This is a genomic window from Acinetobacter sp. BSP-28, assembly GCF_044130285.1.
Lineage (GTDB): Bacteria > Pseudomonadota > Gammaproteobacteria > Pseudomonadales > Moraxellaceae > Acinetobacter.
Genome location: NZ_JBIQOB010000023.1, coordinates 25,990 through 52,937, shown reverse-complemented (window position 1 = coordinate 52,937; position 26,948 = coordinate 25,990). Strand labels below are relative to the sequence as shown.

28 protein-coding genes are annotated in these 26,948 nt (G+C 41.7%); 2 read left to right on the top strand and 26 right to left on the bottom strand.

The window, feature by feature from the left end:
- Positions 1 to 55: 55 nt before the first annotated feature.
- The 9 genes from yjgA to mazG all read right to left on the bottom strand — a co-directional run bounded on the left by yjgA (position 56) and on the right by mazG (position 6,705).
- Positions 56 to 589, bottom strand: a complete 534-nt coding sequence (gene yjgA / locus ACE01R_RS14865) for a ribosome biogenesis factor YjgA (RefSeq protein WP_395552178.1) — start codon at positions 587 to 589, stop codon at positions 56 to 58.
- A 2-nt stretch (positions 590 to 591) separates the two neighbouring features.
- Complete coding sequence (locus tag ACE01R_RS14860; protein ID WP_086198359.1) at positions 592 to 861, bottom strand: HPr family phosphocarrier protein; 270 nt, start codon at positions 859 to 861, stop codon at positions 592 to 594.
- On the bottom strand, positions 858 to 1,709 hold the full coding sequence (rapZ, locus tag ACE01R_RS14855; protein ID WP_395552177.1) for an RNase adapter RapZ: 852 nt from the start codon (positions 1,707 to 1,709) through the stop codon (positions 858 to 860). The genes ACE01R_RS14860 and rapZ overlap by 4 nt, the downstream gene beginning before the upstream one ends.
- A 25-nt stretch (positions 1,710 to 1,734) precedes the next feature.
- Entirely contained in the window at positions 1,735 to 2,580 is an 846-nt protein-coding gene (gene panC / locus ACE01R_RS14850; protein ID WP_395552176.1) for a pantoate--beta-alanine ligase, read from the bottom strand.
- Between the two features lie 2 nt (positions 2,581 to 2,582).
- The gene (panB, locus tag ACE01R_RS14845) at positions 2,583 to 3,392 is read right to left on the bottom strand and encodes a 3-methyl-2-oxobutanoate hydroxymethyltransferase (protein ID WP_395552175.1); all 810 of its coding nucleotides are present in this window, start codon (positions 3,390 to 3,392) and stop codon (positions 2,583 to 2,585) included.
- Between the two features lie 47 nt (positions 3,393 to 3,439).
- Positions 3,440 to 3,928 (bottom strand): 2-amino-4-hydroxy-6-hydroxymethyldihydropteridine diphosphokinase, encoded by a 489-nt coding sequence (gene folK / locus ACE01R_RS14840; protein ID WP_395552174.1) that lies wholly within the window; start codon positions 3,926 to 3,928, stop codon positions 3,440 to 3,442.
- The gene (gene pcnB, locus ACE01R_RS14835) at positions 3,925 to 5,385 is read right to left on the bottom strand and encodes a polynucleotide adenylyltransferase PcnB (RefSeq protein ID WP_395552173.1); all 1,461 of its coding nucleotides are present in this window, start codon (positions 5,383 to 5,385) and stop codon (positions 3,925 to 3,927) included. The genes folK and pcnB overlap by 4 nt, the downstream gene beginning before the upstream one ends.
- A 136-nt stretch (positions 5,386 to 5,521) precedes the next feature.
- Positions 5,522 to 5,932, bottom strand: coding sequence for a ComEA family DNA-binding protein (locus tag ACE01R_RS14830; RefSeq protein WP_395552170.1), 411 nt, complete (start codon positions 5,930 to 5,932; stop codon positions 5,522 to 5,524).
- A gap of 11 nt (positions 5,933 to 5,943) precedes the next feature.
- Positions 5,944 to 6,705: a nucleoside triphosphate pyrophosphohydrolase gene (mazG, locus tag ACE01R_RS14825; protein WP_395552166.1), complete on the bottom strand. Its 762-nt coding sequence runs from the start codon at positions 6,703 to 6,705 to the stop codon at positions 5,944 to 5,946.
- 120 nt (positions 6,706 to 6,825) lie between these two features.
- On the opposite strand from mazG, the gene ACE01R_RS14820 reads away from it, so the two are divergent.
- On the top strand, positions 6,826 to 7,599 hold the full coding sequence (locus ACE01R_RS14820; RefSeq protein ID WP_395552164.1) for an SDR family oxidoreductase: 774 nt from the start codon (positions 6,826 to 6,828) through the stop codon (positions 7,597 to 7,599).
- A 115-nt stretch (positions 7,600 to 7,714) separates the two neighbouring features.
- Here ACE01R_RS14820 and ACE01R_RS14815 read toward each other — a convergent pair whose 3' ends face one another.
- Genes ACE01R_RS14815 through ACE01R_RS14805 form a run of 3 tightly spaced genes read right to left on the bottom strand, consistent with a single transcriptional unit; the run spans position 7,715 to position 11,976 of the window.
- Positions 7,715 to 8,407, bottom strand: coding sequence for a hypothetical protein (locus tag ACE01R_RS14815; protein ID WP_395552161.1), 693 nt, complete (start codon positions 8,405 to 8,407; stop codon positions 7,715 to 7,717).
- Between the two features lie 12 nt (positions 8,408 to 8,419).
- Positions 8,420 to 10,480: a hypothetical protein gene (locus ACE01R_RS14810; protein ID WP_395552160.1), complete on the bottom strand. Its 2,061-nt coding sequence runs from the start codon at positions 10,478 to 10,480 to the stop codon at positions 8,420 to 8,422.
- Positions 10,471 to 11,976, bottom strand: coding sequence for a hypothetical protein (locus ACE01R_RS14805; protein ID WP_395552159.1), 1,506 nt, complete (start codon positions 11,974 to 11,976; stop codon positions 10,471 to 10,473). The genes ACE01R_RS14810 and ACE01R_RS14805 overlap by 10 nt, the downstream gene beginning before the upstream one ends.
- Positions 11,977 to 12,658: 682 nt before the next feature.
- On the opposite strand from ACE01R_RS14805, the gene ACE01R_RS14800 reads away from it, so the two are divergent.
- Positions 12,659 to 13,078 (top strand): hypothetical protein, encoded by a 420-nt coding sequence (locus ACE01R_RS14800; RefSeq protein WP_395552158.1) that lies wholly within the window; start codon positions 12,659 to 12,661, stop codon positions 13,076 to 13,078.
- 202 nt (positions 13,079 to 13,280) lie between these two features.
- Here the strand turns inward: ACE01R_RS14800 and ACE01R_RS14795 are convergent, their stop codons facing one another.
- From ACE01R_RS14795 to ACE01R_RS14730, 14 genes are all read right to left on the bottom strand, one after another.
- A complete protein-coding gene (locus tag ACE01R_RS14795) occupies positions 13,281 to 13,928 on the bottom strand; it encodes a 4'-phosphopantetheinyl transferase family protein (protein WP_395552157.1) in 648 nt (215 codons plus the stop codon).
- Positions 13,929 to 14,019: 91 nt separating this feature from the next.
- Positions 14,020 to 15,432, bottom strand: coding sequence for a ribosome biogenesis GTPase Der (gene der / locus ACE01R_RS14790; protein WP_086195373.1), 1,413 nt, complete (start codon positions 15,430 to 15,432; stop codon positions 14,020 to 14,022).
- 164 nt (positions 15,433 to 15,596) lie between these two features.
- Positions 15,597 to 16,745: an outer membrane protein assembly factor BamB gene (gene bamB, locus ACE01R_RS14785; protein ID WP_395552180.1), complete on the bottom strand. Its 1,149-nt coding sequence runs from the start codon at positions 16,743 to 16,745 to the stop codon at positions 15,597 to 15,599.
- Positions 16,745 to 17,446 carry a YfgM family protein gene (locus tag ACE01R_RS14780; RefSeq protein ID WP_395552156.1) on the bottom strand — a complete coding sequence of 234 codons (702 nt, stop codon included), beginning with the start codon at positions 17,444 to 17,446 and terminating at the stop codon, positions 16,745 to 16,747. Before ACE01R_RS14780 ends, bamB begins: the two co-directional genes overlap by 1 nt.
- A gap of 29 nt (positions 17,447 to 17,475) precedes the next feature.
- Positions 17,476 to 18,771 carry a histidine--tRNA ligase gene (gene hisS, locus ACE01R_RS14775; RefSeq protein ID WP_395552155.1) on the bottom strand — a complete coding sequence of 432 codons (1,296 nt, stop codon included), beginning with the start codon at positions 18,769 to 18,771 and terminating at the stop codon, positions 17,476 to 17,478.
- Entirely contained in the window at positions 18,768 to 19,883 is a 1,116-nt protein-coding gene (ispG, locus tag ACE01R_RS14770) for a flavodoxin-dependent (E)-4-hydroxy-3-methylbut-2-enyl-diphosphate synthase (protein WP_395552152.1), read from the bottom strand. Before ispG ends, hisS begins: the two co-directional genes overlap by 4 nt.
- 24 nt (positions 19,884 to 19,907) lie before the next feature.
- The gene (locus tag ACE01R_RS14765) at positions 19,908 to 20,699 is read right to left on the bottom strand and encodes a helix-turn-helix domain-containing protein (RefSeq protein WP_395552150.1); all 792 of its coding nucleotides are present in this window, start codon (positions 20,697 to 20,699) and stop codon (positions 19,908 to 19,910) included.
- A complete protein-coding gene (gene pilW, locus ACE01R_RS14760) occupies positions 20,690 to 21,451 on the bottom strand; it encodes a type IV pilus biogenesis/stability protein PilW (RefSeq protein WP_395552149.1) in 762 nt (253 codons plus the stop codon). Before pilW ends, ACE01R_RS14765 begins: the two co-directional genes overlap by 10 nt.
- Before the next feature lie 60 nt (positions 21,452 to 21,511).
- On the bottom strand, positions 21,512 to 22,747 hold the full coding sequence (gene rlmN, locus ACE01R_RS14755) for a 23S rRNA (adenine(2503)-C(2))-methyltransferase RlmN (protein WP_395552148.1): 1,236 nt from the start codon (positions 22,745 to 22,747) through the stop codon (positions 21,512 to 21,514).
- A 122-nt stretch (positions 22,748 to 22,869) separates the two neighbouring features.
- Positions 22,870 to 23,301, bottom strand: a complete 432-nt coding sequence (ndk, locus tag ACE01R_RS14750; protein ID WP_078189614.1) for a nucleoside-diphosphate kinase — start codon at positions 23,299 to 23,301, stop codon at positions 22,870 to 22,872.
- Between the two features lie 111 nt (positions 23,302 to 23,412).
- On the bottom strand, positions 23,413 to 23,613 hold the full coding sequence (iscX, locus tag ACE01R_RS14745) for a Fe-S cluster assembly protein IscX (protein WP_092819025.1): 201 nt from the start codon (positions 23,611 to 23,613) through the stop codon (positions 23,413 to 23,415).
- 89 nt (positions 23,614 to 23,702) lie between these two features.
- Positions 23,703 to 24,254, bottom strand: coding sequence for a phosphatase PAP2 family protein (locus tag ACE01R_RS14740; RefSeq protein WP_395552147.1), 552 nt, complete (start codon positions 24,252 to 24,254; stop codon positions 23,703 to 23,705).
- A 31-nt stretch (positions 24,255 to 24,285) separates the two neighbouring features.
- On the bottom strand, positions 24,286 to 25,569 hold the full coding sequence (locus ACE01R_RS14735; RefSeq protein WP_395552145.1) for a glycosyltransferase family 4 protein: 1,284 nt from the start codon (positions 25,567 to 25,569) through the stop codon (positions 24,286 to 24,288).
- Positions 25,570 to 25,878: 309 nt separating this feature from the next.
- A complete protein-coding gene (locus ACE01R_RS14730) occupies positions 25,879 to 26,706 on the bottom strand; it encodes an XAC2610-related protein (RefSeq protein ID WP_395552143.1) in 828 nt (275 codons plus the stop codon).
- Between the last annotated feature and the right edge of the window lie 242 nt (positions 26,707 to 26,948).

The window sequence follows — 26,948 nt, the reverse complement described above, 5'->3', positions numbered from 1 at the left end:
AAAAAAACGCGACTCGATTGAGTCGCTTTTTTAGTTTTAGTAGAAAGCCAAGAAATCAATTGTCTGAAATCAAAGCCACTTGCTGAATATAGTTAAACAGTTTTAACTTGGATGCAGCCAGCTCTTCTTCTGTTGCCTGATTTTTGATATCACGATGGATACGCAAAATATGCTGACGAATCGCATGATACTCAGCAGCATTATGCGCTTTCATGAATTCTTTAATCACCGGATCACCTTGCGCGATCATACGATCGACCCAACGTTGCAACTGCGCGGTTTTTTTCGCACCTTGCTGTGGGGTTAGGTAAGACAAAATCATGGTTTCATCTTCATTACGTAATAATTTTCCTACACGCTGAAACTGACGGCGACGCGCTTCATGTGAGGTAATGGTTTGCACATCCAGTAAAGCATCAATCAAACGTTCTTCCACAGGAAGGTTTTTAATTTGTTTAATACTCAACTGAGCCAGTTGCTCACCCAAAGCAGCCATACGCTGAACTGCTTTTTTCTGTTCGGTTTTACTCGCCCGCCCTTCTAAACTTTCAAAGTCATCTTCAGTAAAACGGTTCGGTCGACGTGCCACGATTAATCTGCCTCGTAAAATTTTGCTGCAAATAATGCCTGAATTTCAGATAAAGCCTGTTCTTCATCTGCACCTTCAAGCACTAAACGTAAAGTTGTGCCCTTGCCTGCACCGAGCATCAGCAAGGACATAATATTTTTTGCATCTACCAATTTGCTACCTTTACCAATTTGAATCGATGAACGAAATTTGGTGGTAACTTCAATTAGCTTTCCAGATGCACGCGCATGTAAACCTAGTTTATTAATTACGTCAACAGTTGTGTCAATCATGACCAGTGCTTCATTTCTCTGTGTAGGACTTGGATAGACCATTTTTCCTCAAGGGCTTTTTTGAGTCTATCTACGATATATACTGAACGATGCTGCCCGCCAGTACAACCAATGGATACCGTCATATAGTGACGATGCCCTTCTGCAAAAGCAGGCAACCACTTATCTAAAAAATGATAAATGTCTTGGAACATCTCATTGGTTTGTTCACTTTGCAGCAAAAACTGTTGTACAGGCAAATCTAAACCTGAATATTTGCGCAATTCCAGATCCCAATGTGGATTAGGCAAATGACGTACGTCAAATACATAATCAGCATCAAGTGGAATACCGTGTTTATAACCAAATGATTGTAAAATTAAAATGAGGTTATCTGATTGTCCAAGTTTAGACAATAAGGTGTGCTTCAGATCATGCACGCTTTTATCTGTGGTATCAATATGTACCGTTGAACGCAATTGTATGGGAAGCAGTAAGGTTTTTTCTTCCTGTATACATTCATTTAAGCTTTTAAAACGACTGGCCAAAGGATGTGGACGCCGCGATGCACTAAAACGCGAAATCAGCCCTTGGTCTTGGGTGGTCAAATAAATGATATCCACCGAACCATGTCTCTGTAATTGCTCAAAAACATGATCAAATTCTTGCAAATCTGCACGGGTACTGCGTACATCTACGCCCAGTGCCAGTTGCTCTAAATTATTGTCACGATCCAGTTTTTCCACAATTTCCGGCAGCAATGCCAGCGGTAAATTATCAATACAGTAATAGCCCAAATCTTCAAGCACCTGCAGGGCAGATGATTTTCCTGATCCGGATTGTCCTGTAACGATTAAAATACGCTTCATGGCAAGGCTGTCCTTAATAGCGAAGTTATACAGTATGCTTAACCTGCAAGTTATCAATCAGTCTGGTTGTGCCTAATTTGGCAGCAACAAACAGCACAACATCCTGATCAAATGCTTCTATTTTTTGTAATTCTGGAGTACGCGCTTCCACATAATCCACAATAAAACCAGCTTGTGTCAACTTTTGCTTAATATTTTCTAACACTTCCGCAAGGCTGACACCACTGTGCAGTTCCTGTTCAGCAGCAGTTAAACTTTGGTAAATGGTCGGAGCAATGGCACGGTGCTCTTGACTCAAATAACCATTACGCGAACTGAGTGCCAAACCATCTTCAGCACGGGTAATCGGTACCCCAATCACTTCTAGCGGAATATTCAGGTCACGTACAAACTGACGAATCACTGCCAGTTGCTGATAGTCCTTTTGTCCAAAGAAGGCAAAATTCGGCTGCACAATGTTAAACAGTTTAGTGACCACTACAGCCACGCCATCAAAATGACCCGGACGCTGTAAACCACATAAGTCATTGGTAATATCAGACACGCTAATATTGGTTAAACGTGGCTTATTGCCATACATTTGCTCAACGCTAGGTGCAAAAATAATGTCACAGCCGACATCTGCCAACAGATGACTATCCTGCTCCAAAGTACGCGGATAGCTGTCAAAGTCTTCGTTTGGCCCAAATTGAATCGGATTGACAAAGATACTGACCACGACAACATCACAGATTTTTTTTGCTTCACGCACCAGGTTTAAATGCCCTTCGTGCAAATTCCCCATGGTTGGAACAAAACCAATAATTTTGCGTGCCGATCGAGCTGGACTCAGTGAAGCGGTTAATCCCTGAATGGTGATTTCTGTTTTCATGTTTACAGCTCGACTTGAAAAGTTTGTTCTTTAGCAGGAAAAGATTGATCTTGCACTGCAGCATGGTAGGCTTTAAAAGCATCCAGAATTGCAGTTTCTCCTGCTTGTTCTTTCATAAAATTACGCACAAATTTAGCCACATGGCCACCGGTCAATCCAAGCATATCTTGAACTACCAGCACCTGACCGTCCGTATCTGCGCCTGCGCCAATGCCAATAACAGGCGTATGTGGAAATAATTCACTAATTTCCTTACCCACCTGTGCCGGAACACATTCCAGTAGAAGTACCGCCGCACCCGCTTCCACTACAGCCTTACAATCAGCAATCAGCTGATCGGCAGCTTCACGGGTACGTGCCTGAACTTTATAGCCGCCAAACACATGCACAGATTGTGGGGTTAAACCCAAGTGTACACACACTGGAATACCGTTGCGGGTTAAGACCTGAACGGTTTCGGCCAGCCATGCGCCGCCTTCAATTTTCACCATGTGTGCGCCAGCTTGCATCACTTGTTTAGAATTGATTAATGCATCATTCAGCGTGGCATAACTCATAAACGGCAAATCAGTCAAAATAAAGGCATGCTGATTACCACGGCGAACAGCTGCGGTATGATAAGCCATATCTTCAACTGTCACAGGCAAGGTTGAATCACAGCCCTGAATGGTCATTCCTAAAGAATCACCCACCAAAATTGTGTCAATTTCAGCAACTTCCATCGCTTTCGCCATGCTCGCATCATAGCAAGTCAGGCAGGAGAATTTGCGGCCTTGCGCTTTAAATTTTCTTAAGTCACTTAGACTAATCATCCGGATATTCCTCTTATGACGACTTTCTCAAGCGGTCATTCAAAAAATTAAATATTTGCCCAATTTCCATCATCCAGCACTGTAAGCGATGGATGTTGCAATATCGGTAAATCTTTTAATAATTGTCCTTTGAGCTGTAAATTTGCTTCTAAATCGAGCAATGGCATCAGCACAAAATCACGCTCCATGACGCCAATATGTGGCACGGTTAAACGTTCATTATGAATCTGTTCTTCACCATAAATCAGTAGATCCAGGTCCAAAGTCCGTTCGCCCCAACGGCGCAGTCGAATCCGACCTGACTCCTGTTCAAAACGCTGCAATTCATCCAGCAAAGCCAGTGGCTCCAACTCTGTAACCAGCTGTACAGCCGCATTTAAGTAATTGGGTTGGTCTTGTGGCCCCATTGGAGGACTTTGATACAACTTGGATGTTTTCACTGATCCCAAAGTCGCCAGTTTTTGAACTGCTTCGGTCAGAATTTGACGCGAATCACCCAGATTACTGCCTAAGCCGATGTAGGTTACTGTGCTCATTGTGTCGGTCCAAAAACAACCTGGCTTAAGTCACGTTTTACCCGTTTGCGTTTTAAAATTGGATGATCATAGCCAATTTCCGAGCCATTTGATGAAGCAGGCTGAGCGGGTCTTTCAGATTTTGTCCTGCTCTTACGTTCACGGCGACTACGTGGTTCAGGCTCGTTCACCAAAGGCTCAATTTCAGCAACTGCAGCGACTGATTTCGTTTCCACCACATCTTCCGTAGTGGTTTTACGACGGCTTTTGGCACGTTGGCGGTTGTATTGACTAATGGCGCGTTCTTTTTCATCCGTCGTCATCTGTTGATATGCGTCCCACCATAGGCCCATGCCCTGAGTGGTGTCGTCACCTGATTTTTCACGCAGTAACAGAAAGTCAAATCCGGCACGGAAACGCGCATGGGTCGATAAAGCCTGAATCTGTTGCGGCTTCGGATTGAGCAAACGCGTTTGCATTTCCCACACTTCACGAATAAATGTTTCGGCAAAACGTGGAATGATGGTACGGGTGGCCTGACGTTTTAACACATCCAAACCGGCTTGTGCTCTTGCCTCTGCCGGAACAACACCTTTATTTAAATAAAAATTACAACGCTCCAAGAACGGTTTCCACAACAATACCGCATAGAAGAATGCAGGATTGATGGTCTTGCCAATTTGAATACGTTGGTCGGTATTAATCGCAGCACGTTCAATAAAGGTTGAAATATCCGGGCTGATGTCTGCAAACAGCTGACGCCAAATATCAAAATCAATCAACATCGGCAGAACGCGGTTCAAATGCCCCATGGTGAACAACTTCTGTGATTCATCATATAATCGGTGCGGAGAGATATCACGCAGCAACTGGGTCATTTCAGGGGTAAAAACCTCTAAAATCTCAGGTGCAATATTAAAATTCAATTTTGCAGCAAAACGCAATGTGCGCAGCATCCGTACCGGATCTTCTTCAAAACGTAAGGTCGGGTCACCAAGTAAGCGTAGGGTTTTATTTTTTATATCATCAATGGCATGACAGAAATCCAGCACAATACCTTTACGCGGCTGGTAATACATCGCGTTAATGGAAAAATCACGGCGGGCAAAATCCTGTTCAATGGTGCCCCAGTTATTGTCACGTAAAATCATGCCTGAAGCAGAAGTGACTGCTTTTTTAGGCGGTGCACGGAAAGTAGCAACTTCGATCAACTCACGACCGGCATAGACATGAGCAAGCTCAAAACGTCGTCCGATAATACGGCAACGTCGTCCGAAGACTTCTTTCACCTGAGCCGGAGTTGCATTGGTTACCGCATCAAAATCTTTAGGATTCAGACCTAAAATTAAGTCACGGACACCCCCACCGACGATATACGCTTCATAGCCAGCCTTGGTTAAAGCATCGATAACATCTAATATGGAAGAAGGTAATTGAGCGGTTGATAAACCACATTTTGACGCGCGCAAAGTTTGCAAAAGACGCTGTCTCCTACGTCTGAACGTAAAATATCTAAGATGACGCTAATCATATCTCTAACACAATCAAAGGGCAATTTGATTATCTCGATGCTCAATACTTTGTTCAATATTCTAAGGGGGCTATACTCGTGCTTTACAGGCCCAAACGGTCTTTATTCTTGCTAAATAGCGCAGGTCCAATACCCTTGACCTGTTGCAATTCTTCAATATTTTTAAATTTTCCATTTTTTTGTCGATAGGAAATAATCGCTTCCGCTTTCTTTTGACCTACCCCGGACAGTTCTTTTAACTGTTCAGCATTGGCTTGATTCAGATTGATCTTGTTGGTCGCTGAAGTCGCAGAATTTACAGTAGGCCTGGCCAAATAATAATCCCGTGTTGAGACGCGTGGTATTTTTAACCGTGCATCCTGGGCCTCCTGCTCAGCCTTCCATTTTAAATACTGCTGGTCAAACTGTTGAGCATAACTACTGGATGCACTCAACAAAGACAGCAAACCAAAAATATAAAAAATCCCCTTCAGGATAGGTATTATTTTTTTCATTGGGAAACCTATTATTTTAATTGTTGTTTCGCTTGCTCCCACAGTTGATCCATTTCTTCTAATGATAGGGCTTCAATATTTTTATGTTGTTGCTGAGCCTGATCTTCAATGAAAGCAAAACGTGTTCTAAATTTATGAATGGTACTTAACAGTGCCATTTCACTAGAAAGTCCTAGTTTACGTCCAACATTGATCAGTGAAAATAAACAATCGCCAAATTCGTCGAATATTTCGTCGGAATTTTGCTTTTGCATGGCGTGTTGTAATTCGCCTAACTCCTCATTCAGTTTGCCATAAGCACCTGCCACATCTGGAAAGTCAAAGCCAATTTTCGCCGCATTTTTTTGAATTTCATGTGCTTGCTGAATTGCAGGACCATGCTTGATGTCATCTAAGCGTGATTGTGCTTTACCCTGCTTTTCCTGCTGTTTAATTTGCTTCCAAAGTATGGAAACATCTTCTGCACTCAGTTGTGAATATTGCTCTGCCTGAAATACATGCGGATGACGGCGGATCAATTTTTCGGTAATGGCATTGACCACATCATTGAAATCAAATGCGCCTTGTTCACTATACATCTGTGACTGAAATACTACTTGTAACAACAAGTCGCCCAGTTCATCGCGCACTTCATTTACGTTTCCTGCTCTGACTGCCGCTTCGACTTCATAAGCTTCTTCTATAGCATAGCGGGTTAGGCTTTGCGGTGTTTGCTGCTGATCCCATGGACATTTTTCACGTAGCTCTCGCATCACTGCCAATAATTTATCCATGTTTTCAACACTCCCATCCTTTCAGATTAAACAACTATTTACACACTCCATTTCTGTTATGCTGAAGATAAATTCATTAAAAATGAAGCACAACAATACAAAACGAAAAGGAAAATTTAGATGCACAGTATCTTCATTAGTGGTGCAGCACAAGGCATTGGGGCTGCTATTGCAACACTGTTTTATCAACACGGTTATAAAGTGGGCATTTATGATATTAATATTGATCAGGCCCAAGCGCTGGCTCAACAGTTAGGCTCACGGGCCAAGGCCGGTTTACTCGATGTTTCTGATTATAGCCAATGGCAGCACGCTTTAAGCGAATTTCAGGCCTGGTCCGGTGAAATTAATGTCTTAGTCAACAATGCAGGCATTCTCTACTCAGGTGCTTTTGAACAGACCGATATTACCGCACATCATCGAACTATCGATATTAATGTCAAAGGTGTATTGAATGGTTGTCATGCCGCCTTGCCCTATTTACAAAAAGCCTCCTTTGCTCGTGTGATTAATCTGTCTTCTGCCTCTGCCATTTATGGCCAGCCGGATTTGGTGACATATTCAGCCAGCAAATTTGCTGTACGTGGCATTACTGAAGGATTAGATATTGAGTGGCAAAAATATGGCATTCGGGTATTAGATGTGATGCCGCTCTTTGTACAAACGGCCATGGTTAAAGATATGGATGCCGGCAGCATTAAAAATATGGGGGTACACTTAAGCGCAGAAGATGTAGCAAATCAGATCTATCAACAAGTTCAGGTCAAAGACAGCATATTTACCCCGACTCACCAACCTGTAGGCTTCAAATCTAAAATCCTGTTCAGCCTGTCTAAAATGAGTCCGCAGTTTGTAAATCGGATGAGTAATATGTTTTTGGCGAAAAGGGAATAAATAAAAGAAAAATTAAAAGAGCCTGATGTACAGGCTCTTTTTAGGTCTGAAACCGCTTCAATTATCCATCGCAATTGTATGGCTTATTTGAAAATATACAGGTTTCAATCAACTTTTAAATATCGTTAAGAACTCTTGGTTTATCTGCTGAGCTAGTTGGCATTTTAAATTCAATACCAGCTTTTTTAAACAGTTTAGGATACTCCACCAAGGCCATACTTGAATTTTTAGCAATACCAGTAATATCTCCAACAACATTTTTCGCATCAACTAAAGACATACCCGTATTGGTCAAGCTGGCTGGGTTTGTGATCAAATTGGTACTCACCTGTTTAGCCCCTACAGCCAATTCACGAGCGGTTAAACTTGCAATGACAAAGTTTGTTGCAGAATCCAACAAGTATTTTTTTTGCTCTACATTCAATGCTGAAAGTTTAGCGACAGTTGCTTCCTCATCCTTTTTAGAAGCGTCTAAAACAGCATTAGACATCGCTACAATTTCTTTTTGAATGGCTTCTTTTTCTTTCAGATCAGAAGTCGTTTTCAGGCTTTTCTGTTTTGCTTTTAATTCATCTGAATCTTTTTTGCTTGCAAGCAATGAAGCTAAAGCACTACGGCTCTGAATAAACATCGCATTGGTTGCTTTGGCTTGAGTAAAGAAGCCATTAAGATCCATATTTGAAGAAGATACGCCGGTAGCAGATTCTGTTAATGTCGAAGCAAGGCTACTGAGTGAACCAAAACCTGCATACACATTTGATGCCCCCATTGATGCTGCTATCGATAAAACAATCGCAATTTTTTTCATACGTCATTACCCTTATTGTGTGGAATCGGCTTTTTGCACGATTTGATTTAAAATTGTTGGTAAAGCATCAAACATCTGAATGTTATACATTTCATGACGATGCTGCTGCACAATGCCTTTCAGCTGAATTTCTTGCTGCAAACCATACGCCCCAATTTTTTCAGCCTTTTGATTGAATCTGCGCGCACCACTGGTCATGACCAATGTGGCATCACAGTTGGATTTATCGCTATTGCATTTCACCGAGTCTTCTTTAACTTCGATCTTAAATACAGGCTGTAAACATTCATCTTTTGGAAGATAGAAATTCACATCCATATTCTTTTTAAAACCGGAATTTTCGGTCATGCGAACGACAGCATCTTTCAATAAGGTCTGGCCTTTAAAACCGGAACCTGTGGCATAAAAAGGTCGTTTCGATTGGCTGGTAAAAGCGTGATAAAGCAGCGGGCCAAAACCATAAAATGGTATTTCACCCACCTGTTCGGTATGCAAGCCTGGACAGAGCACTCGCGCTTGTTTGGAATCACCCACAGGTGCAGAACTATCCATTAAAATACGATCTCCCGAACGGACAGGGAGCCGGTCACTACTACTGACAGGAAAATCAAGTTGTGCCGTTACTTTCCCGCCTTGGCGCTCCAACACGGTTGCTTCCCATGTCGGAATCAGGATGTCGCGTCCTGCAGCTTTATCCTGATGATAGATATGAACTTTCATGCCGGTACTTAAACGCTCACCTGCATCATCAATAGTGATACTTTTCGAACTTGAATCAGAAACTTTTAAGTCTGAACGGGTAAATTGAATCCCTTTTTGAAATTGTTGACCCAATTTCAACAGGGCATTTTTCAGCACGACTTCTTTACGTGCGTCTAAAGAAAAACCCATCCCCTCTGAAATCACATCTTTAATATCATCGGTTGCATGGGCGGAATAAATCACACGACCAGAACGGTCGATCATTTCAGCAAAGACTTCACTATGAAAGATCTGCTGCTGGGTCATTTTTCCAATCTGCTGCTGATAGGCAATCACTGGAATCACATTAATCCGAATAAAGAATTCCGGCAGCTCGCGCTGATTAATGTCAGTACTTTGTGCCAAAGCAGTCTGTTCACTGATACTTTGTGCCATAGCACTATAACGACGGTTGACTGGCGTCAAAGTAAAAGAGGCTTGCTCACCGACCGCATCCGAAAAAATCTGTTCAATGAGATCTTTGGACTCACCTTGATAGGTCAGGACATCCACCACCAAGGCTTTGGGTTTATTCATGGCCTGACGCGTATTGGTCGATATTTTGCTAAAGCGTTTGCTATTGCCCTGCATCAACACCGGTACAGCTACAGCATAATCACTGTCTGCATGCACCACACGAATCAGATCCCCTTCGGCAGAACTGAGTTCATCCTGTATCGCAATACCCTGTTTAAAACCTTTATCCAGCACCAGATAAGATTTCCACTGATCAATCACCTGAGTATCAATTTCTGTCACTTGCAGCTTGGTTTTCAAGTCTTGAGTGAGTTGCTGCGTCAAGCTCAACAAGCTACTTTGAAACTTCTGTTGAATAGCAGCTTTGGTTGCAGCAGACTCAATATCGGAACTTAAGACTTGAATGGGTTGAGACAAGGTTTTACTGTCACTGTAAATCACTTCACCAGATAACACATTGGTGAGTTTTAAGCTTAAGGTCACGGGTAAAAATATTTCTGCTGTAGAATCTTTTCTGACCACATACTCACTGGCACGCAGTACATCAAGTGAAGCGACATAAGTCCGATGTTTGGTTTTTTGCGAAATGGTATCGACAATTTGTTCACCCAAGCTCTGCTTTAAACCTTGTACAAACAATTGCTCGGCTTGCTTACGAATCACATCATTATCAATCGCCTGACTAAAGTCACAGACGATTGAAGTACCATTGGCTTCATACTTGTTCGGGTCAGCACGGCAACCTTGCTCCAGACCAAAAATCCCTTTTGATGGATAAATCTGAATATCTGCATGTGCCGCTGCCGAACATAGCATTGGCATAGCCAAACATAAGGCTTTAAGTTTTACTTGCATTGGGTACCACCAATACACAAGGTGATAGTATTTCCTGCTTGTAAACGTTCAGCGCTAGATAGGGTCGGATTGACCTTACGCAGTGCCTTGGCCAATTCAGCACTAATCGGCTTTTCACTCTTATAGGTCATGGTCATTTCAACCAGTTTGCCATCTTGAGTACGAATATCGATATTCTCTGCACCGCCCATTTCATCCAGTGCAATATACAAATCATCTCCTAGACGTGAAGACACATTGCCTGAAACGCTTTTCACAAAAATGGTAATTTCTTTACCATACATAGAACGGTTTTTTGCATAACCTAAAATCTGTGGCCCAACTTGGCTAATCGCCAGCTCGCCTAGTTTGGCCGCTACATTGGTTCGGCAGGCATCTGTCGTCGCGCCAGTTGATGATTCAGTACGGGTTTGGCCGCCCATTAAAGTCGAATCATCTACGGAATAAATTTTAAAACTTACTGCGCCATCACATACAAATTGCCCGGTAGCCTGTGAACGTCCACGATCATAAATATAAGAACTGCCGGCCATAAACCAGTCAGCTTTTTCTTTACGTGCTGCAGTGACCAGTTTATTCAATTCAGCATCACTCATTAGCTGTTGAATGGTCATGCTACGTCCATTCAAATACTGACTTCGGAAACGGTCAGAATCGAGTAAGCGCAGGTCATAACGAACCGCTGACTCTGCAATCGCATTCAAGGTTTGGTTATCGCGTTCGGCCTTGGTACTTGGCGTTTGATACTCCACATATTTCACAAAACTTTGAATGTCGTTTTGCCGTTCAGATTGGCTATATTTAGCCGATTCATTGGCGTTATAGCTGCTTGAAGATGATGATTTACCCGAATTATTGTGGCTCGCCGAGCGCGCAGAACCGCCTGCACCAGCACCATAATAATTACCATAAGCATAGCCTGATGCAGCAGATGAGCGGCCTTTAGATGAATAAGAGTCTGAAGCACTGGCTTTGGCACTTTCACTTGCCTTATAACTGGCATCTTCATCATAGCTATAACTACGGTCAGAAAAATAAGAGGTAAACTCTTTGACCGGCTTGGAATTATCTTTAGGAACACCAAAGTATTCATCCATCACAATCATGATGGGACTGGTTCGGCTATTTTTTTTCGCAAGTCCAAGATCATTTAAAATTGAACGAAACTCTTGATCATCCATTTCCAGACTGACTTGAGTCACCAATTCATTATTGCCCTGTGTCGAGCTGCCACGATTAATAATATAAGTAGAGTCTACTTGCTTAACAATTTCATCTAGATGCTGTTGTGCCTCAGCCATAGCTTGAGGGCCATTTATTTTTTTGATCATTGCAATGACAGCATCTGTTTTCGCATTGTTGAATGCTTGATTGCGTGTAGCATTTGGATCTTTTTTTATAATGGCTGCTTTACCTTCGCCATTCACTTTAATGATTTCCGCATTGGTGACTTGAACCGCACCCAAACACATGAGTACTGATATGGTTTTTTTCATCATTTCCACCCTTTTTCACTAAAGTTTTTGATCTACTAATAAATAAAATTTAGATATTTTTAACGTGATTTTTAAATACAAAAAACGTACAAATAATAACAAAAAATAAGAGCAACTCCATCACATAATCTTACTTTTTATTGATTTTTCTATATTATTTAATTAATAATGTGATTTTATAAATAAAATTTATGATAAATCCACTTACCAGACACAAATTAATCAATCTATTTTTATGGGTAATTTTGAATAAACATTTAAATAAAATTCAATTAATTTTATTTAAAAAATAACAAATAAGGCTTTAAAGAATGATCCTTAAAGATAGGGCGGTTGAAATTATTTTCTTGCAGCGTTATCAGCAAACTTAGATGAAAGACTCGATACTCCCCCACCTACAGATGCATAGTCTTAAAAAACATTGGGGTTAATCCATCAAAAGCCTGACCACAGTTTATGGGTCACTTAGAGAATATGTTGAATGAATAGAAAAATAGGATGTGCGTTCTTATATCTGCTTTAAAAAACCTAAAATTGCAAAAATTTGATCAGAACAATGAAGTCCCCACTCCCCCATAACAATTGGTAAAACTTTACTAAAAAAACAACTATTGGCAATGCACTATTTTGACTAAAATTATCTTTATCTCCCATTCAATATTCATTCAATAAGGCGATAATAATGAAAAATACTCTTCTTATTTTAATCGGCAGCTTAAGTTTAATGGCTTGTTCTACTATGCCTTCCAATAAACAGACTCAAAATAACTCATTAAATTCGGAGCCGAATAACAATGCCACCAAAGAGGTTTCGATTGATGGCAGCTATACGGGTGAAATTGTTGGCGATTACCAGAATTCTAAATTTTCCCAGTTAAAAATTGGTATGTCTAAGCGGCAGGTAGAAGATTTAGTCGGTGCTTCAACAGATCAAAGAAGCTATCAGACAGTGAAAGCCTGGATTCCAGTCGCAGGTGCTTTTTCTAAAGATCAATTTCGTATTGAAACCTACTACAAAGAGGCTGGACGCTTAATCTATGCCAATAATGGAACCAAATTATATCGAATCGAAGTGGATCGTAGTGAAGATGGCCTTCAATAATCCGTGTATCTTTTCACCCACTCGCTAAACCTTGATCACTATTGATTATTGAAATAAAAACGCCTGTTTTGATTTTAAAACAGGCTATACAAGTCGCTGATTTTTTACCCTATTGATCTTTATTGATTTGTGTTTATCCAGATGAATCTTGGACTTTAAAGCTGTTACGATCTTATAGGGACATGAATAAGAACAACATCTTTTAAGAGGATAAAAATATTTTTATTTCAGGAAAGCTAAAACCCTTACAAGAGGCTTCTGAACGCCAGGCAACCGTAAGCATGACTTGACCCAAATGAAAGTTTTGATAAGCAAATGTTCCAATTAAAGGATGACTACACAATCCGCCATTATGCACTGGATGGACGAAAGTATTTAACTCATTTAAATTTAAGCGCACGCCCAGTCCGGCAGCTTTCAATACTGCTTCTTTGGTGGTCCAGACTTTAAACCAATATTCTGGCTCATGTTGCAATTCATTCCAATATTTTAATTCATCAGGATGAAATGCATGATTCGCCAATGCTTCAAATCTGACCTGCCGGTCCAGATCTTCAATATCTACCCCGATATCCGGCATATTTGTACTGGTGGCTAAAGCATAATTTTTTTGGCTATGACTATGATTGAAATAAAATTCAGGAAAATTAATCAAGTATGGCTTACCGTATTCAGTATTTGCCAATTGCTCATGCTGAATTACGGTCTTTAATTGCTCGGAAAGTAATTGATTGCGAAAGTGATGAATTTGTTGTTTTTGCAACTGAATTTTGCTTTTGCGATCGAGTGCATTATCCAAATGAACGATCTGTTCCAGTGCATTTACATCCACCCGTATCAGTCTACTCACTAAGATCACCTTTCAAAAATAGAAGCCTATCTTAAAAGAAAAAAGCCCAAAGATCACTTTGGGCTTTTTAAATTCCATTTAAAGCGGATGCTTAACCACGTTTAAATTTCTTCTCGGCTTTCTTGAACTTCTGCACATAACGACGCTTACGTGCTGCCGTGCGTTCATCAATTTGTGACTTACGCCCTTCAAACGGGTTTTCAGACGTTCTAAATTCGATTTTTACTGGTGTACCTTCAAGCTTGTACACTTTACGGAATACGTTTTCCAAATAACGGCGGTAGTCTGCAGGAGTTTTATCCACCTTGTTACCATGAATGACAATCGTTGGTGGATTTTGACCGCCAATATGGGCATAACGCATTTTAATACGACGACCTTGTACCATCGGTGGATGGTGCGCGTCGGTTGCGTCATTCAAAATTTGCGTGATTTTTGCCGGAGATACTTTCAAGTGTGAAGAATCATAGGCACGGTGAATTGACGGATAGAGATCGCCTACCCCTGTACCATGTAGTGCAGAGATTAAGTGAATCTTCGCCCAAGGAATAAAGTCAAAGCGACGATCAACATCCAGCTTGCATTGCTTACGATCATACTCAGACATGTTGTCCCATTTGTTGATCGCGATCACCATAGCACGTCCCGCTTCAAGCGCATAGCCAATCAAGTGCAAGTCTTGCTCAACAATCCCGTCACGTGCATCGACCACAATCACCACAACATGGGCATCTTTCATCGCTTGTAAAGTTTTCACGATTGAGAATTTCTCAATCATTTCATCTACTTTACCTTTACGACGTACACCAGCAGTGTCAATCAAGGTGTATTTACGGCCATCACGTTCAAATGGAATATATACTGAATCGCGGGTGGTACCCGGCTGGTCAAATGCTACAACACGGTCTTCACCCAGCAGACGATTGACCAATGTCGATTTACCCACATTGGGACGACCAATAATCGCTAAACGTAAACCGGTGTCTTTATCGTGCTGATCAGGGTTTTCATCTTCAGGAACATCAGCAAGCACATCTTCAAGCATTTGCTGTACACCACGACCATGGCTGGCAGCAACTTGTAATGGCTCACCCATCCCCAGTTTGTAGAATTCAACCAGTGCGGCTTCAGCATGTACACCATCTACCTTGTTGGCAACCAGGAATACTTTTTTGCCAAGGGTACGCAGGTCACGTGCAATCTGCTCATCAGATGCCAGTAATCCGGCACGTGCGTCTACCACAAAGATGATCATGTCGGCTTCATGAATGGCTGTTTTGGACTGTTCAGCCATGTAGGAGTCGATTCCACCTTCAGTTTCGCCAATACCACCAGTATCAACAACGATGAATGATTTATTTTGATATGTCGCATCGCCATACTTGCGGTCACGGGTCAGACCGGCAAAGTCAGCAACAAGCGCATCACGGCTCTTGGTGATCTGGTTAAACAACGTTGATTTTCCGACGTTCGGACGACCAATGAGCGCAATTACGGGTTTCATAGATTAACCTTTATTCAAGATCAGCCAGTAGGTCTGGTCTGAACAATCAGAAACAATGGAAGAAATAATTAGCCAAAAATAAATAAAACACGGGGCATTGAATACTCAATCCCCCGTGTAAAAAAATACGGTTAGCTTAGTTTAACATAAGGCTGAAAAAAATTTTAACGGTTCTGCCAGATGCTTAAAGCACCCTTACGGGTCGCCACATAAAGTTGATTATCAATCACACGCAGTGTACGCACTTCACCACTGGTTTTTGAACGACCAATCAACTGGCCTGTTGCCGGGTCAATTAAATGCAATACACCATCCAGATCACCCACCACCAGATCTTGGCCCAAGATCACCGGATTACTTAACTGGCGATTCAGCAGGCTGTCATTTTGCCATAATTGCTGCCCCGTGGTCAGAGCATAAGCGGTGATTTTGCCATCGGCTTGAGCAACATAGACGGTGTTATTAAACACTTCAGGACGCTGGATGCTGCTGGCATCTTCGCTCCACACAATTTGTTGTGCAGCCAGATCCATCACTGTCACCTGCCCCTGAAAACTGGTCGTTACCAGGAATTGTCCAGCAACCACAGGATCGCCATCCAGATCATTCAGACGCTGAATATCCGAACGCCCTTCACTAACAGCTACACGACGCTGCATACGCGGCACGCCGCTAATAATATCCAGTGCATAAATATAGGCATTTGATGATGCAATCAGGACAGTACGCGGATCAAGGGCAACCGGAGTTGCTGTACCACGCAAGCTGAACTGTACATTTGGCAGATTATAGGTCCAGACCTGCTGACCTGTAGCAAGATCATGCGCATAGACAGTATCATCATTAGTGATGGTAATAACACGACCAGATTGAATAAGTGACGCAGATAATACGGCACCCGACAACTGAGTCGTCCATTTTTGTTCACCTGTCGCCTGATCTAAAGCAAACAACTGACCTTTTTTATTGCCAACAACCACAATACCTTCGCCAGCTTCAATACCCGAGCTTAGGCCCTGTTTAGAAACTTTTTGCTTCCATAAGCGTTGTTTACCTTGATAGGCAGCCACTTCACCATTTGGATCAACAGTAAAAACCACACCGTTATCGGCATCTAATCGTAGACGTAACGGGTCTGCCTTACTGGTCGAAGAAACGCTTTGAGAAAATACAGGAACAAGATTTTTTGCTTGCACCAATTTAGGTAATGGATTTGGTTTAACCTCTTCCACCTTGGTTTTATTGGTAGAACAACCAGCAAGTGCAAATGTTAAAATTGTTAGTGCAAACGGTATTTTGTATTTTCTATCCATCATGACTCATCCACTTGTGTTTCTAAAATTGGGCGTTCAACATCAGGATCATCAACTAAAACGCCGACACTTTCGAGTTTAATTTGTAAAATTTGACGCTCTTGCTTACGTTCAAGCAACGCATCCCATGCGCTCATGTACGATTTTTTAGCATTTTCTATATCATTTTTAGCCACATAGACATCACCACGTGCTTCATCAGCAGTTGCCTTAAATGCAGGATCTGTTACCGCAGCCAATGTTTTAATAGCATCGTCATATTTTTTTTGTGCCAGCTGAGCATAAGCCAAACGCAGCTTAACAACCTGTACCAGACCGGCATCATCCAGTTTAGAATTTTCAACTTTCTTCAATGCACGTTCCGCATGTGCATAGTCAGCTTTGTCATAGGCCAGTTTTGCCATCAACAATTGAGTTTGAATGGCCTGAACAGAATCTGGCGCTTCCTTGACAATCTTGTCCGCAGTTGCAGATAAGGCATTAAATGCATTGGCATCGCCTGAAGCACTTTTTGCATCATCCATCAACTGTTGAACCTTGGCTGTTTCCATTTGTGATTCAGCCAAGTTTTTCTTCTGCCAATATTCCCAGCCGAAAAAGGCAATCAACGCAATTAAAATTCCGCTCATCATGGCAGAACCATATTTTTTAGCGAAAGATTTTAAGCTATCAAGTTGTTCTGCATCACTCAATGCGTTCATGGGATTACCTTTTCCTTATGTTATTCGGCTTATTTTGAAGAAAATTTTTCAATGATAAATGGCACAAAGTCAGCCACCGCAATTTCAGTCTGTTCTGCTGTCGCCAACTCCTTGACCAGAATTTGCTGAGCTTCCGCCTCACGCTGACCAAAGATTAAAGCATAAACAGCACCCGCCTGATCGGCTTTTTTCATCTGAGATTTCATTGAACCTTGTGAACCGGTTTTCAAACGGATTGTGCTATTGGTAGCTTCAAGCTGGTCACGGATCTGTTCTGCAAGCACTAAAGCCTGACCTTGGGTCGCTGAGTCTGAAACCAAGAACATTTCACAATCACGCACGGGTGTGTTGTCTTCCACTTGTTCAAGTAGCAGCAACAAACGCTCCATACCCATGGCAAAGCCCACCGCAGGGACCGATTGATCAGCCTTGCCTTTCAATTGACCCACCAGACCATCATAACGGCCACCGGCACATACAGTGCCTTGTGAACCCAAATGCGTCGTTGTCCATTCAAATACAGTTTTGTTGTAATAGTCCAGACCACGAACCAGCTTCTGGTTAATGACAAAACTTACGCCTGCATCAGTCAAGTACTGTTGCAATTGGCTAAAGTGAGCCAAGGTTTCTTCACCCATAAAGTCATGCAATTTAGGCGCATTTTCAAGAATCGACTGAGTTTTCGCATCTTTAGAATCAAGAATACGCAGTGGATTCGTGGTTAAACGACGCTGTGAATCTTCATCCAAATCTGCTTTATGTGACTCTAAAAATTCTACTAGGGCTGCACGATAAGCTGCACGTTCATCAGACTCACCGAGTGTATTCAATTCAAGCTGTACTTTATCTGCAACACCCATACGTTTCCATAAACGCGCAGTCATCAGAATCAGTTCAGCATCCTGGTCTGGCGTTGCCACACCAAAAGTTTCCACACCAAATTGGTGGAACTGACGATAGCGACCTTTTTGCGGTTTTTCATAACGGAACATTGGCCCGATATACCACACACGCGGAGTCGCACCACGCAGCAAATTATGCTCAAGCATGGCACGCACGCAGCCTGCAGTCCCTTCTGGACGTAAAGTCAAAGACTCAGGTGGATTACCTTTGTCCAGAAAAGTGTACATTTCTTTTTCGACGATATCGGTTGCATCACCAATTGAACGTTTGAACAGATTGGTCTGCTCAACCATCGGCAAACGGATTTGCTGGTAACCATAAGCATCCATAAGTGATGCTAAATGTTGCTCAAGACGTCTCCACGCAGGGGTTTGCGTTGGAAGAATGTCATTAAAACCTTTGATTGCGACAATTGAACTCATGATGAACTACGAATGATCTCTTTAGATTTAGCTTCTTCAAGCTCTTGAACACGTTGACGAACCATAGTTTCGATTTCATCAACCAATTGATTGGTATCGATTAAATGGCTTTTCTCGCCATTACGATACACCAGTGAACGCGGACTTGCACCTACTACGCCAATATCGGCTTCTTTGGCTTCACCCGGACCATTCACTTTACACCCAATGACGGACACATCCATTGGGGTACGAATATCTTCTAAACGCTCTTCCAGTGATTGCATCACTTTAATCACGTTAAATTCCTGGCGTGAACAACTTGGGCAGGCAATAAAGTTAATGCCGTTCGAACGAAGTCCCAATGATTTTAAGATATCAAAACCAATTTTCACTTCTTCTTCAGGTTCAGCAGCCAGGGAAATACGCATGGTATCGCCAATGCCTTCCATCAGCAAACCGCCAAGTGCAATCGCTGATTTCACCGAACCGGTACGGTAAATACCGGCTTCGGTCACACCCAAATGTAATGGATTATCAATCTGTTGTGATAACAGGCGGTAAGCATCCATAGTCAGGAATACGTTCGATGCTTTTACCGATACTTTGAATTCCTGAAAATTGAGGCGGTCCAGAATATCGATATGGCGCATCGCAGATTCAAGCAAAGCCTGACCTGTAGGTTCGCCATATTTTTTCTGAATGTCTTTTTCCAGTGAACCGGCATTCACGCCAATACGCATGGAAATGTCATGATGTTTTGCCGCTGCAACCACTTCACGAATTTTCGCTTCAGAACCAATATTGCCCGGGTTAATTCGCAAACAGTCTGCGCCCAGATCGGCAACCGCCAAAGCAATTTTGTAGTCGAAGTGAATATCGGCAACCAACGGAACATTGACCTGCTTGCGGATTTCTCCGAATGCTGCTGCCGCTTCCATTGATGGTACAGAAACACGCATGATATCCGCACCGGCATCTGCACAACGCTGGATTTGCGCCACGGTTGCAGCAACATCACAGGTTTCAGTATTGGTCATACTCTGGATGCTGATCGGTGCATCACCACCCACATACACAGAACCTACACGAATTTTACGAGTGGGACGGCGCTTAATCGGATTTTCAATCATTGATATCGCTCTATTCTTGACCCATTAACGTGACAAACGGAAATCTGCCTTTCCATTCACGGTATAAGGTGACAATGCAATCTTTTCATTATTTAAGGTTAAAGTAACTGCCGATGCATCATCCAGACGAATTTGGAATGGTGTTTCACCATTCAGCTTCAAAGTAGATGATTGACGACCTGTTGCCAGCACTTTACCTGTTGAATCCACAATATGTACAGAAGTTGGATGACTAAACTCAAGCTCGAGCTGATCTCCTGAAACCACAGTCGAGTTATCCATATTCAGCACCTGTACATCGGATTCGGTTGCTGCAACTTCCTGACTATCACTTTCTGTGCTGGATGACCAGTTTTGTATCGCCATAACTGCAACAGCGATTGCAACCAGTACCGCCAAAGTAACCAGAATGCGTTTTAACCATTTCTTGTTACGGTCACTATTAGAACCTGGCAGCTTGCCCATGATTTTAATCGGTGAATTGTTTAAGGCATGATTCGGTAACAAGCCGGTATCATTTTGATAAATATCATCAAAACGTTGAATAATAGAACTTGCATCAACCTTCAGGTATTTCGCATAGGTACGATAATACCCCTTAATAAAGGTGGCTTCTGGCAAAGCTTTATAATCATCTTGTTCCAAAGCAGTCAAAGTTTTTACAGGGATGTTTAAATCTTTGACAACTTCACTTAATTCACGCTTTTGTGCAATTCGAACTTGACGCAAGTATTCGCCTGGACGCTGAACATTTCCTAATGCAGTGGGTACTACGCTTGAACCATTCGATTGCGGTGAATTAGGATTTACTTCCATACGGCCTCAGTACTGTGCTGTAATTGCAGATAACGTTGGTATTCCGGACTCTCAGGAAAAAGCGCACGCAATTGATTCACAAGAACCTGCGTTCCCATTGGGTCACTATTTGCCCGCGCAATTCGGATACCAATCCAAAGCGCACGCGCACCTTGATTCTTTTGACCGACACTGCGCACAAACTGTTCATACAATTGTGTTGCGGCAGCGGTCTGCTGTTTGACATAAAAAATTTCTGACAACTCTAACATTGAAACATACGAGTCACGATTTACTTGCAGGGCCTGCTTGAATGTTTTTTCAGCATTCACCATATCGCCTTGCTTTAAATAAATTCGCCCTGCATTTTCCAATGCTCTGTAGCGTTGCTCATAGCCCAATGTAGTCCCAGCCACATTGAGTTGTTCAAGCGCGTCATTATAACGCTCAATTTGATACAAATAAGTACCGTAGTTGTTACGCGCTTGTGCATTTTTCGGGTCGGCAGAAATAGCGCGCTTAAAATAGCTTTCTGCTTTATCCAGACTGATTTTACTGCCCTCTTGTTGCAGTAAAACCCCCATCATCATATTTGCAGTTGAATCGCGTGAATCTACTTCAAGTGCCTGGTCTAAAGCACGCTTGGCAGAATCCAGATCACCCGACTTAATATATTCTGCCGCCAATTGAGTGCGAACTTTCACTGCTTTTTCAGGGTCTTTCTTCCCTATTGTTGCTGGTGTCTGACACGCAGTAACAAAAATAGCGGACATACAAATTGTTGTAATAAAAGCTAATTTATATGTGGGCTTTCTCAATTGACATCCCCTTTATTATCCCTGAGTGCGCAGAATCTCATTTTGCTGCGCCACTTTCTTTTTCCACTGTTCCGCACGACGGGTACGGTCAGCAACTTGTCCGACTAACTGTCCGCACGCGGCATCAATATCATCGCCACGTGTCTGACGAATCGTACACACAAAACCGGCATCAGACAAAGTTTTTTGGAAAGAAATAATTCGATTACGGCTTGAACGCCCATATGGTGCATGCGGGAACGGGTTAAATGGAATCAGGTTAATTTTACTTGGCAAGTTCTTTAACAGCTTAATCATTTGCTGTGCATGCTCAGGATGATCATTCACGCCATCCAGCATCACATATTCAATAGTCACGTGTTTACGTGAGCTTTCATTGCCATCTTTGCCAATATAGCGCTGACAAGCTGCAATCAATTGCTCCAATGGATATTTTTTATTGATTGGAACCAGTTCGTTACGAAGTTCATCATTGGTTGCATGCAAAGAAATGGCTAAAGCTACATCAATGTCTTGTGCCAACTGATCGATTTTCGGTACCACACCGGAAGTTGAAAGTGTTACACGGCGCTTAGACATGCCATAAGCAAAGTCATCCAGCATAATGCGCATAGAGTTCAGTACGGCATCATAGTTGAGTAAAGGCTCGCCCATACCCATCATCACCACATTGGTCACTGAACGCTCACGTTCAGCTACAGGCACATCTTCCATATAAGAGAAATTTGCCATCCACAACTGACCAATGATTTCAGCCTGGCTTAAATCACGCTGAAAACCCTGTTTACCTGTAGAACAGAATGAACAGTCAAGCGCACAACCCACTTGCGAAGAAATACACAAGGTTTTACGTGAACCGGTTTTGTCCTCTGCAGGAATCAATACGGTTTCAACCAAAGAGCCATCACCATCGCCGACACGGAACACCCACTTACGGGTACCATCTTTGGAATAGTTTTTATGCACCACTTCCGGGGCTTTAATTTCACAAATCTTTTCCAATTTTTCACGCAGTTTGCCGGAAATATTGGTCATTTCAGCAAAGTCGGTCACGAAGAATTGGTGAATCCATTTCATCACCTGCCCGGCACGAAACTTCTTCTCCCCCATGTCCTCAAAGAATTTTTCCATTTGCGGACGTGACATGCCAAGTAAATTCACTTTCTCCACAGAATTTTGCTGCGTGGGAGTGGATGGAGATGGTTGCTGTGCATCAGAAATTGCTGATGTAGCGACTACTTCAGTACTCATGTGTATTACCTAAACCATGTCGAAGAATGAAAGGAGAAGCTCAATATGTGAGCAAAGAATTATTCAGGGAATAAAAAAACCAGATAAGCAGTATACCACTTATCTGGTTTGAATACTGCGAATTAACGAGTACGTGGAGCAATCTCAGTTTGAGCGAAGAAGTAGTTAACTTCACGGTCAGCAGATGCTACAGAGTCAGAACCGTGAGCAGCGTTTTCGTCGATGCTTACAGCGAAGTCTGCACGGATAGTACCAGGAGCTGCTTCTTTAGGGTTAGTTGCACCCAAAATTTCACGGTGAGCAAGAACTGCATTTTCGCCTTCAAGAACAGAAACTACAACTGGACCAGAAGTCATGAATGCAACTAGGTCACCAAAGAAACCACGTTCTTTGTGCTCAGCGTAGAAGCCTTCAGCTTCAGCTTGAGTCAAGTGTTTCATTTTTGTTGCAACGATTTGAAGACCAGCTTTCTCGAAACGAGCAAAGATGTCGCCGATGTGGTTTTTAGCAACTGCGTCTGGTTTTACGATAGATAATGTACGTTCAATAGCCATTGATTGGCTCCTTAAGTCAATTGTTGACATGAAAATTTGCCGCATTATACCGAATAATGGACTTTTTTCCGCTTTTGATATGTAAAAAAATTGCTTTTTTCGATGTAGTGATTAACGCACTTCATCAATCCAGGCCATTTGAATCCCTTCCAGCAAACCTTCAGTCGATTTGGTTGGGTCATCACTAAAGTCTGGTAATGCACATACCCAGGCATGTAAGTCGGTAAAACGAATCCATTGCGGATCTACATCTGGATGTGCTTCAGAAAGCTCAATCGCAATATCAATAGTATCTGTCCAACGCAAACCCATAGCTATTCCTAATATTTTCAAATCAGTGGCGATACTTTAGCAAATTTTAGAAAAATCGCATGAGTTTCCTGATTTATCGGCATGTATTTTTACAACATGATATTAAAAAATGGCGCGCTCATAATAATCCCACTGGCCACCACTACCCCAATCAATGCACCCACCAGCACATCACTGGGATAATGCAGACCGAGCACCATACGCGATACTGCCACCAAAATGGTAAATGGCAACATCAGAACAAGAAGCATAGGCTGTATATACCCCATCACCGTACTCGCCATCACGGCATGCAAGGTATGCCCGGAAGGAAAACTAAAATGATCGAGTGGTGGTTCTTGCAAGCGAATCACCTGATGCACTTGATAAGGGCGAGGACGAACAGTTTTATTTTTTAATATTTTATAAATGGCTGTGCCTATTGATCCGCTAATCAGTAAATATAACAGCTGCACAATATAGAATGCACCTTGCAGCATCCACAGACTGGCCAGCATAACAAACCAAAACATGCCATTGCCTAAACGGCTGATCATTTTAAAAAAATAGGCAACCGCTTGTGAATGTGAAAAATTATTCAGATACAAACAGCCTTTTAAATCCAGATCCAACATCGTTATTTTTGCTTTTTTTAAATTCATGATGATGCTCCTTTAAGTCTTTGCTTAAAATTTAGGATGTCATTTTCGTCTCCATTGCGACCCCATACAGTGCTTGCTCAAACTGTTGTACGGGATACTGCCAACCTATATGTTGTACAGCCTCTCGAGCTTTTATCCCCATCTGTTTCAATTGCTGATTATTCGGCAGCCGATAGATCGACTGAATTAAACTCGTGGTATCACCTAATTTACTTAACCAACCCGTTTCGCCATGTTTGACATGCAAATGCGCACTGGCATAATTATAAGCAATCACAGGTAAGCCACTGGCCATTGCTTCAAGTACCACATTTCCAAAGGTTTCAACCTGACTGGCAAACACAAAAACATTAGCACTTGCATAAGCTTGAGCAAGTTTCAAACCCGATAAATTTCCTGTAAACACAACCTCCTGACCCTGGCATAACATTTCGAGGCGACTACGCTCTGGACCATCCCCCACAATCACCAGTTTGATATCCTGCTGCATATTTTCCTTCATCCAGAGATAGGCTTTGATCAGCACATCAATTTCCTTTTCAGGTGACAAACGTCCCACATACAGCATGACTTTGGTGGTGGATGTCGCACCCCATTGTTGGCGCAAAGCATTTGAACAATGTTGTGGAGAAAAACATGCAATATCCACACCACGACCTACAACCACCAATGGGCAACAAATACCAAACTGTCTCAAAATATATTCCGTATCTTTACTGGGAATACAGGTGAGTTGTGTATTGTTATGAAACCAACGTAAATAGCGCTGAATCGGCTTAATTAAAAAGGCCAAATCGAAGTAGCGACTAAATTCTTGAAAAGGTGAATGGAAACCGCTTGAAACAGGAATACCCTTGGTTTTTGCAGTCTGCAAAACACTGAGTCCTAATGGCCCTTCCGTAACAATATGCACGACATTTGGTGCAAACTGATCCAATGCCTGAGAGACTTTTAAAAATTGTGGCCAGCCAAATTGCAAGCTTGGATATTGAGGAATAGCTTGGGCTTTGACTAAACACTCCTGATTTGGCAGGAACTGATAGCATGTCTGCTTTTGCTCCGGCCTAATCAGTAAAATTTTATGACCCTGCTTTTGCAGGCCCTTGCATAGTTGCAATAAAGACAGGGCGACACCGTTAATTTCTGGAGACCAGGTTTCTGTCACAATCGCAATCTTTAGCCGTGGACGGATTAAATCCTTAATTGTTGCGATATCATCACAAATGCGATCTTGCTTATTTTTTTTAAAATAAAATTGAAAATTCTCTGGAAAATTTTGTTGTTTTAGTAGATCTGTCGCATACACATTTGTCATACAACACCTATATCATTATTTTTAATTCAGCATAGATGTTGATTCTTTCAGTTTGATGATAATTAGCCATCACTTTAATATATTTTTATCTACTTCCATGTAAAAAGAATAGACTAAATTCGTCTAGGAGAGTGGTGGCTATTCAAATGTTTACTCAATTAATTTTTTTATGATTATAAGAGACAATAAATTTAAAATTAAATCTTACTTCCAACTATTTACAGGCCATAATTATAAAAATAGGATATAGCACTATCCTATTTTTAGGTTACAACAACTATTTTTTTAAAGCACTTTTATAATATCTTATCAATTCCCTTCAACCCGATTTAATAAGCCATCTTTTATTTGATAGACCTGACCATAGCCAAAATCAATTTGCTGTTTTTCTCCCCGGATCGCAGGGAATCCAGTAATATTTTCCATTTGGAGTGAACGTTGAAATTGATGGGTTTTAGGATTATACATCCAGTAGATAAAACGCTTATCTTCAATTTTTCGTTCATTTGAAGTATCAGACAGAACGATGTCGTAATAGCCATCCAAATTGATATCCATATAGCCAATACTCTTGGGATAAGCGGTAAATCCTGTCAGGCTTTGGACCACTTTATTGGTGATTTTATTCCACACATCTACTTGTTTTAAGGCTCTTCCATAAGGTTGTTGGGCATTTTCCAAACCATAAAATTTAAATATGAATAACGGCCTTTCTACTGTTGTAAATGCAGGCCCGAATTGAATTGGTATATTTTCATTGTTCTTTGGCGTAATGAAAACTGCTGACATATCTCCAGTATTTGCATTTAAATTTCCATTTAACTGATATTGTTCAGATACTGCTACATCACCATTTACACTTACCGATTTAAGATTAAGCTGATCTCCTTTTTGTAAGCCTTTAAAAGCAATCGCTTTTTGATCGGTCAAATCATGGAGGGTGCCGTGCGGATTCCAGATACCAGCATATAAATCCAGAAAATAGCGTCCATCGTCCGAACGCAACATTCGTTGCATAGAAACACGAACATTAGTGAAAGATTTCAGGTTGTCAGTGCCTGATGCAGGAACTGTTTCTGCAAAACTTAAAAATGAAAGTGATAAAGTAGTAAGACATAGTAAAATTTGAGTTTTCATTGCTCAGCCACACTCAACAATAAAATAAATTATGTCTACTCTATCACAGTTAAAATTACATCTAATCCATCTCTAACCCCTGTGTTTTGTTGCAAGTTGTTAATAGACGGATCTTCATCTGAGAATCTATGCAATAAAAAAACCCACTCAAAAAAAGTGGGTTTTCTCTTCAAATCAATTAATTGGAGAAATTAGTTTTTCTCTTTATCAACGATTTTGTTCGTTTAAATCTAAGGTATGAA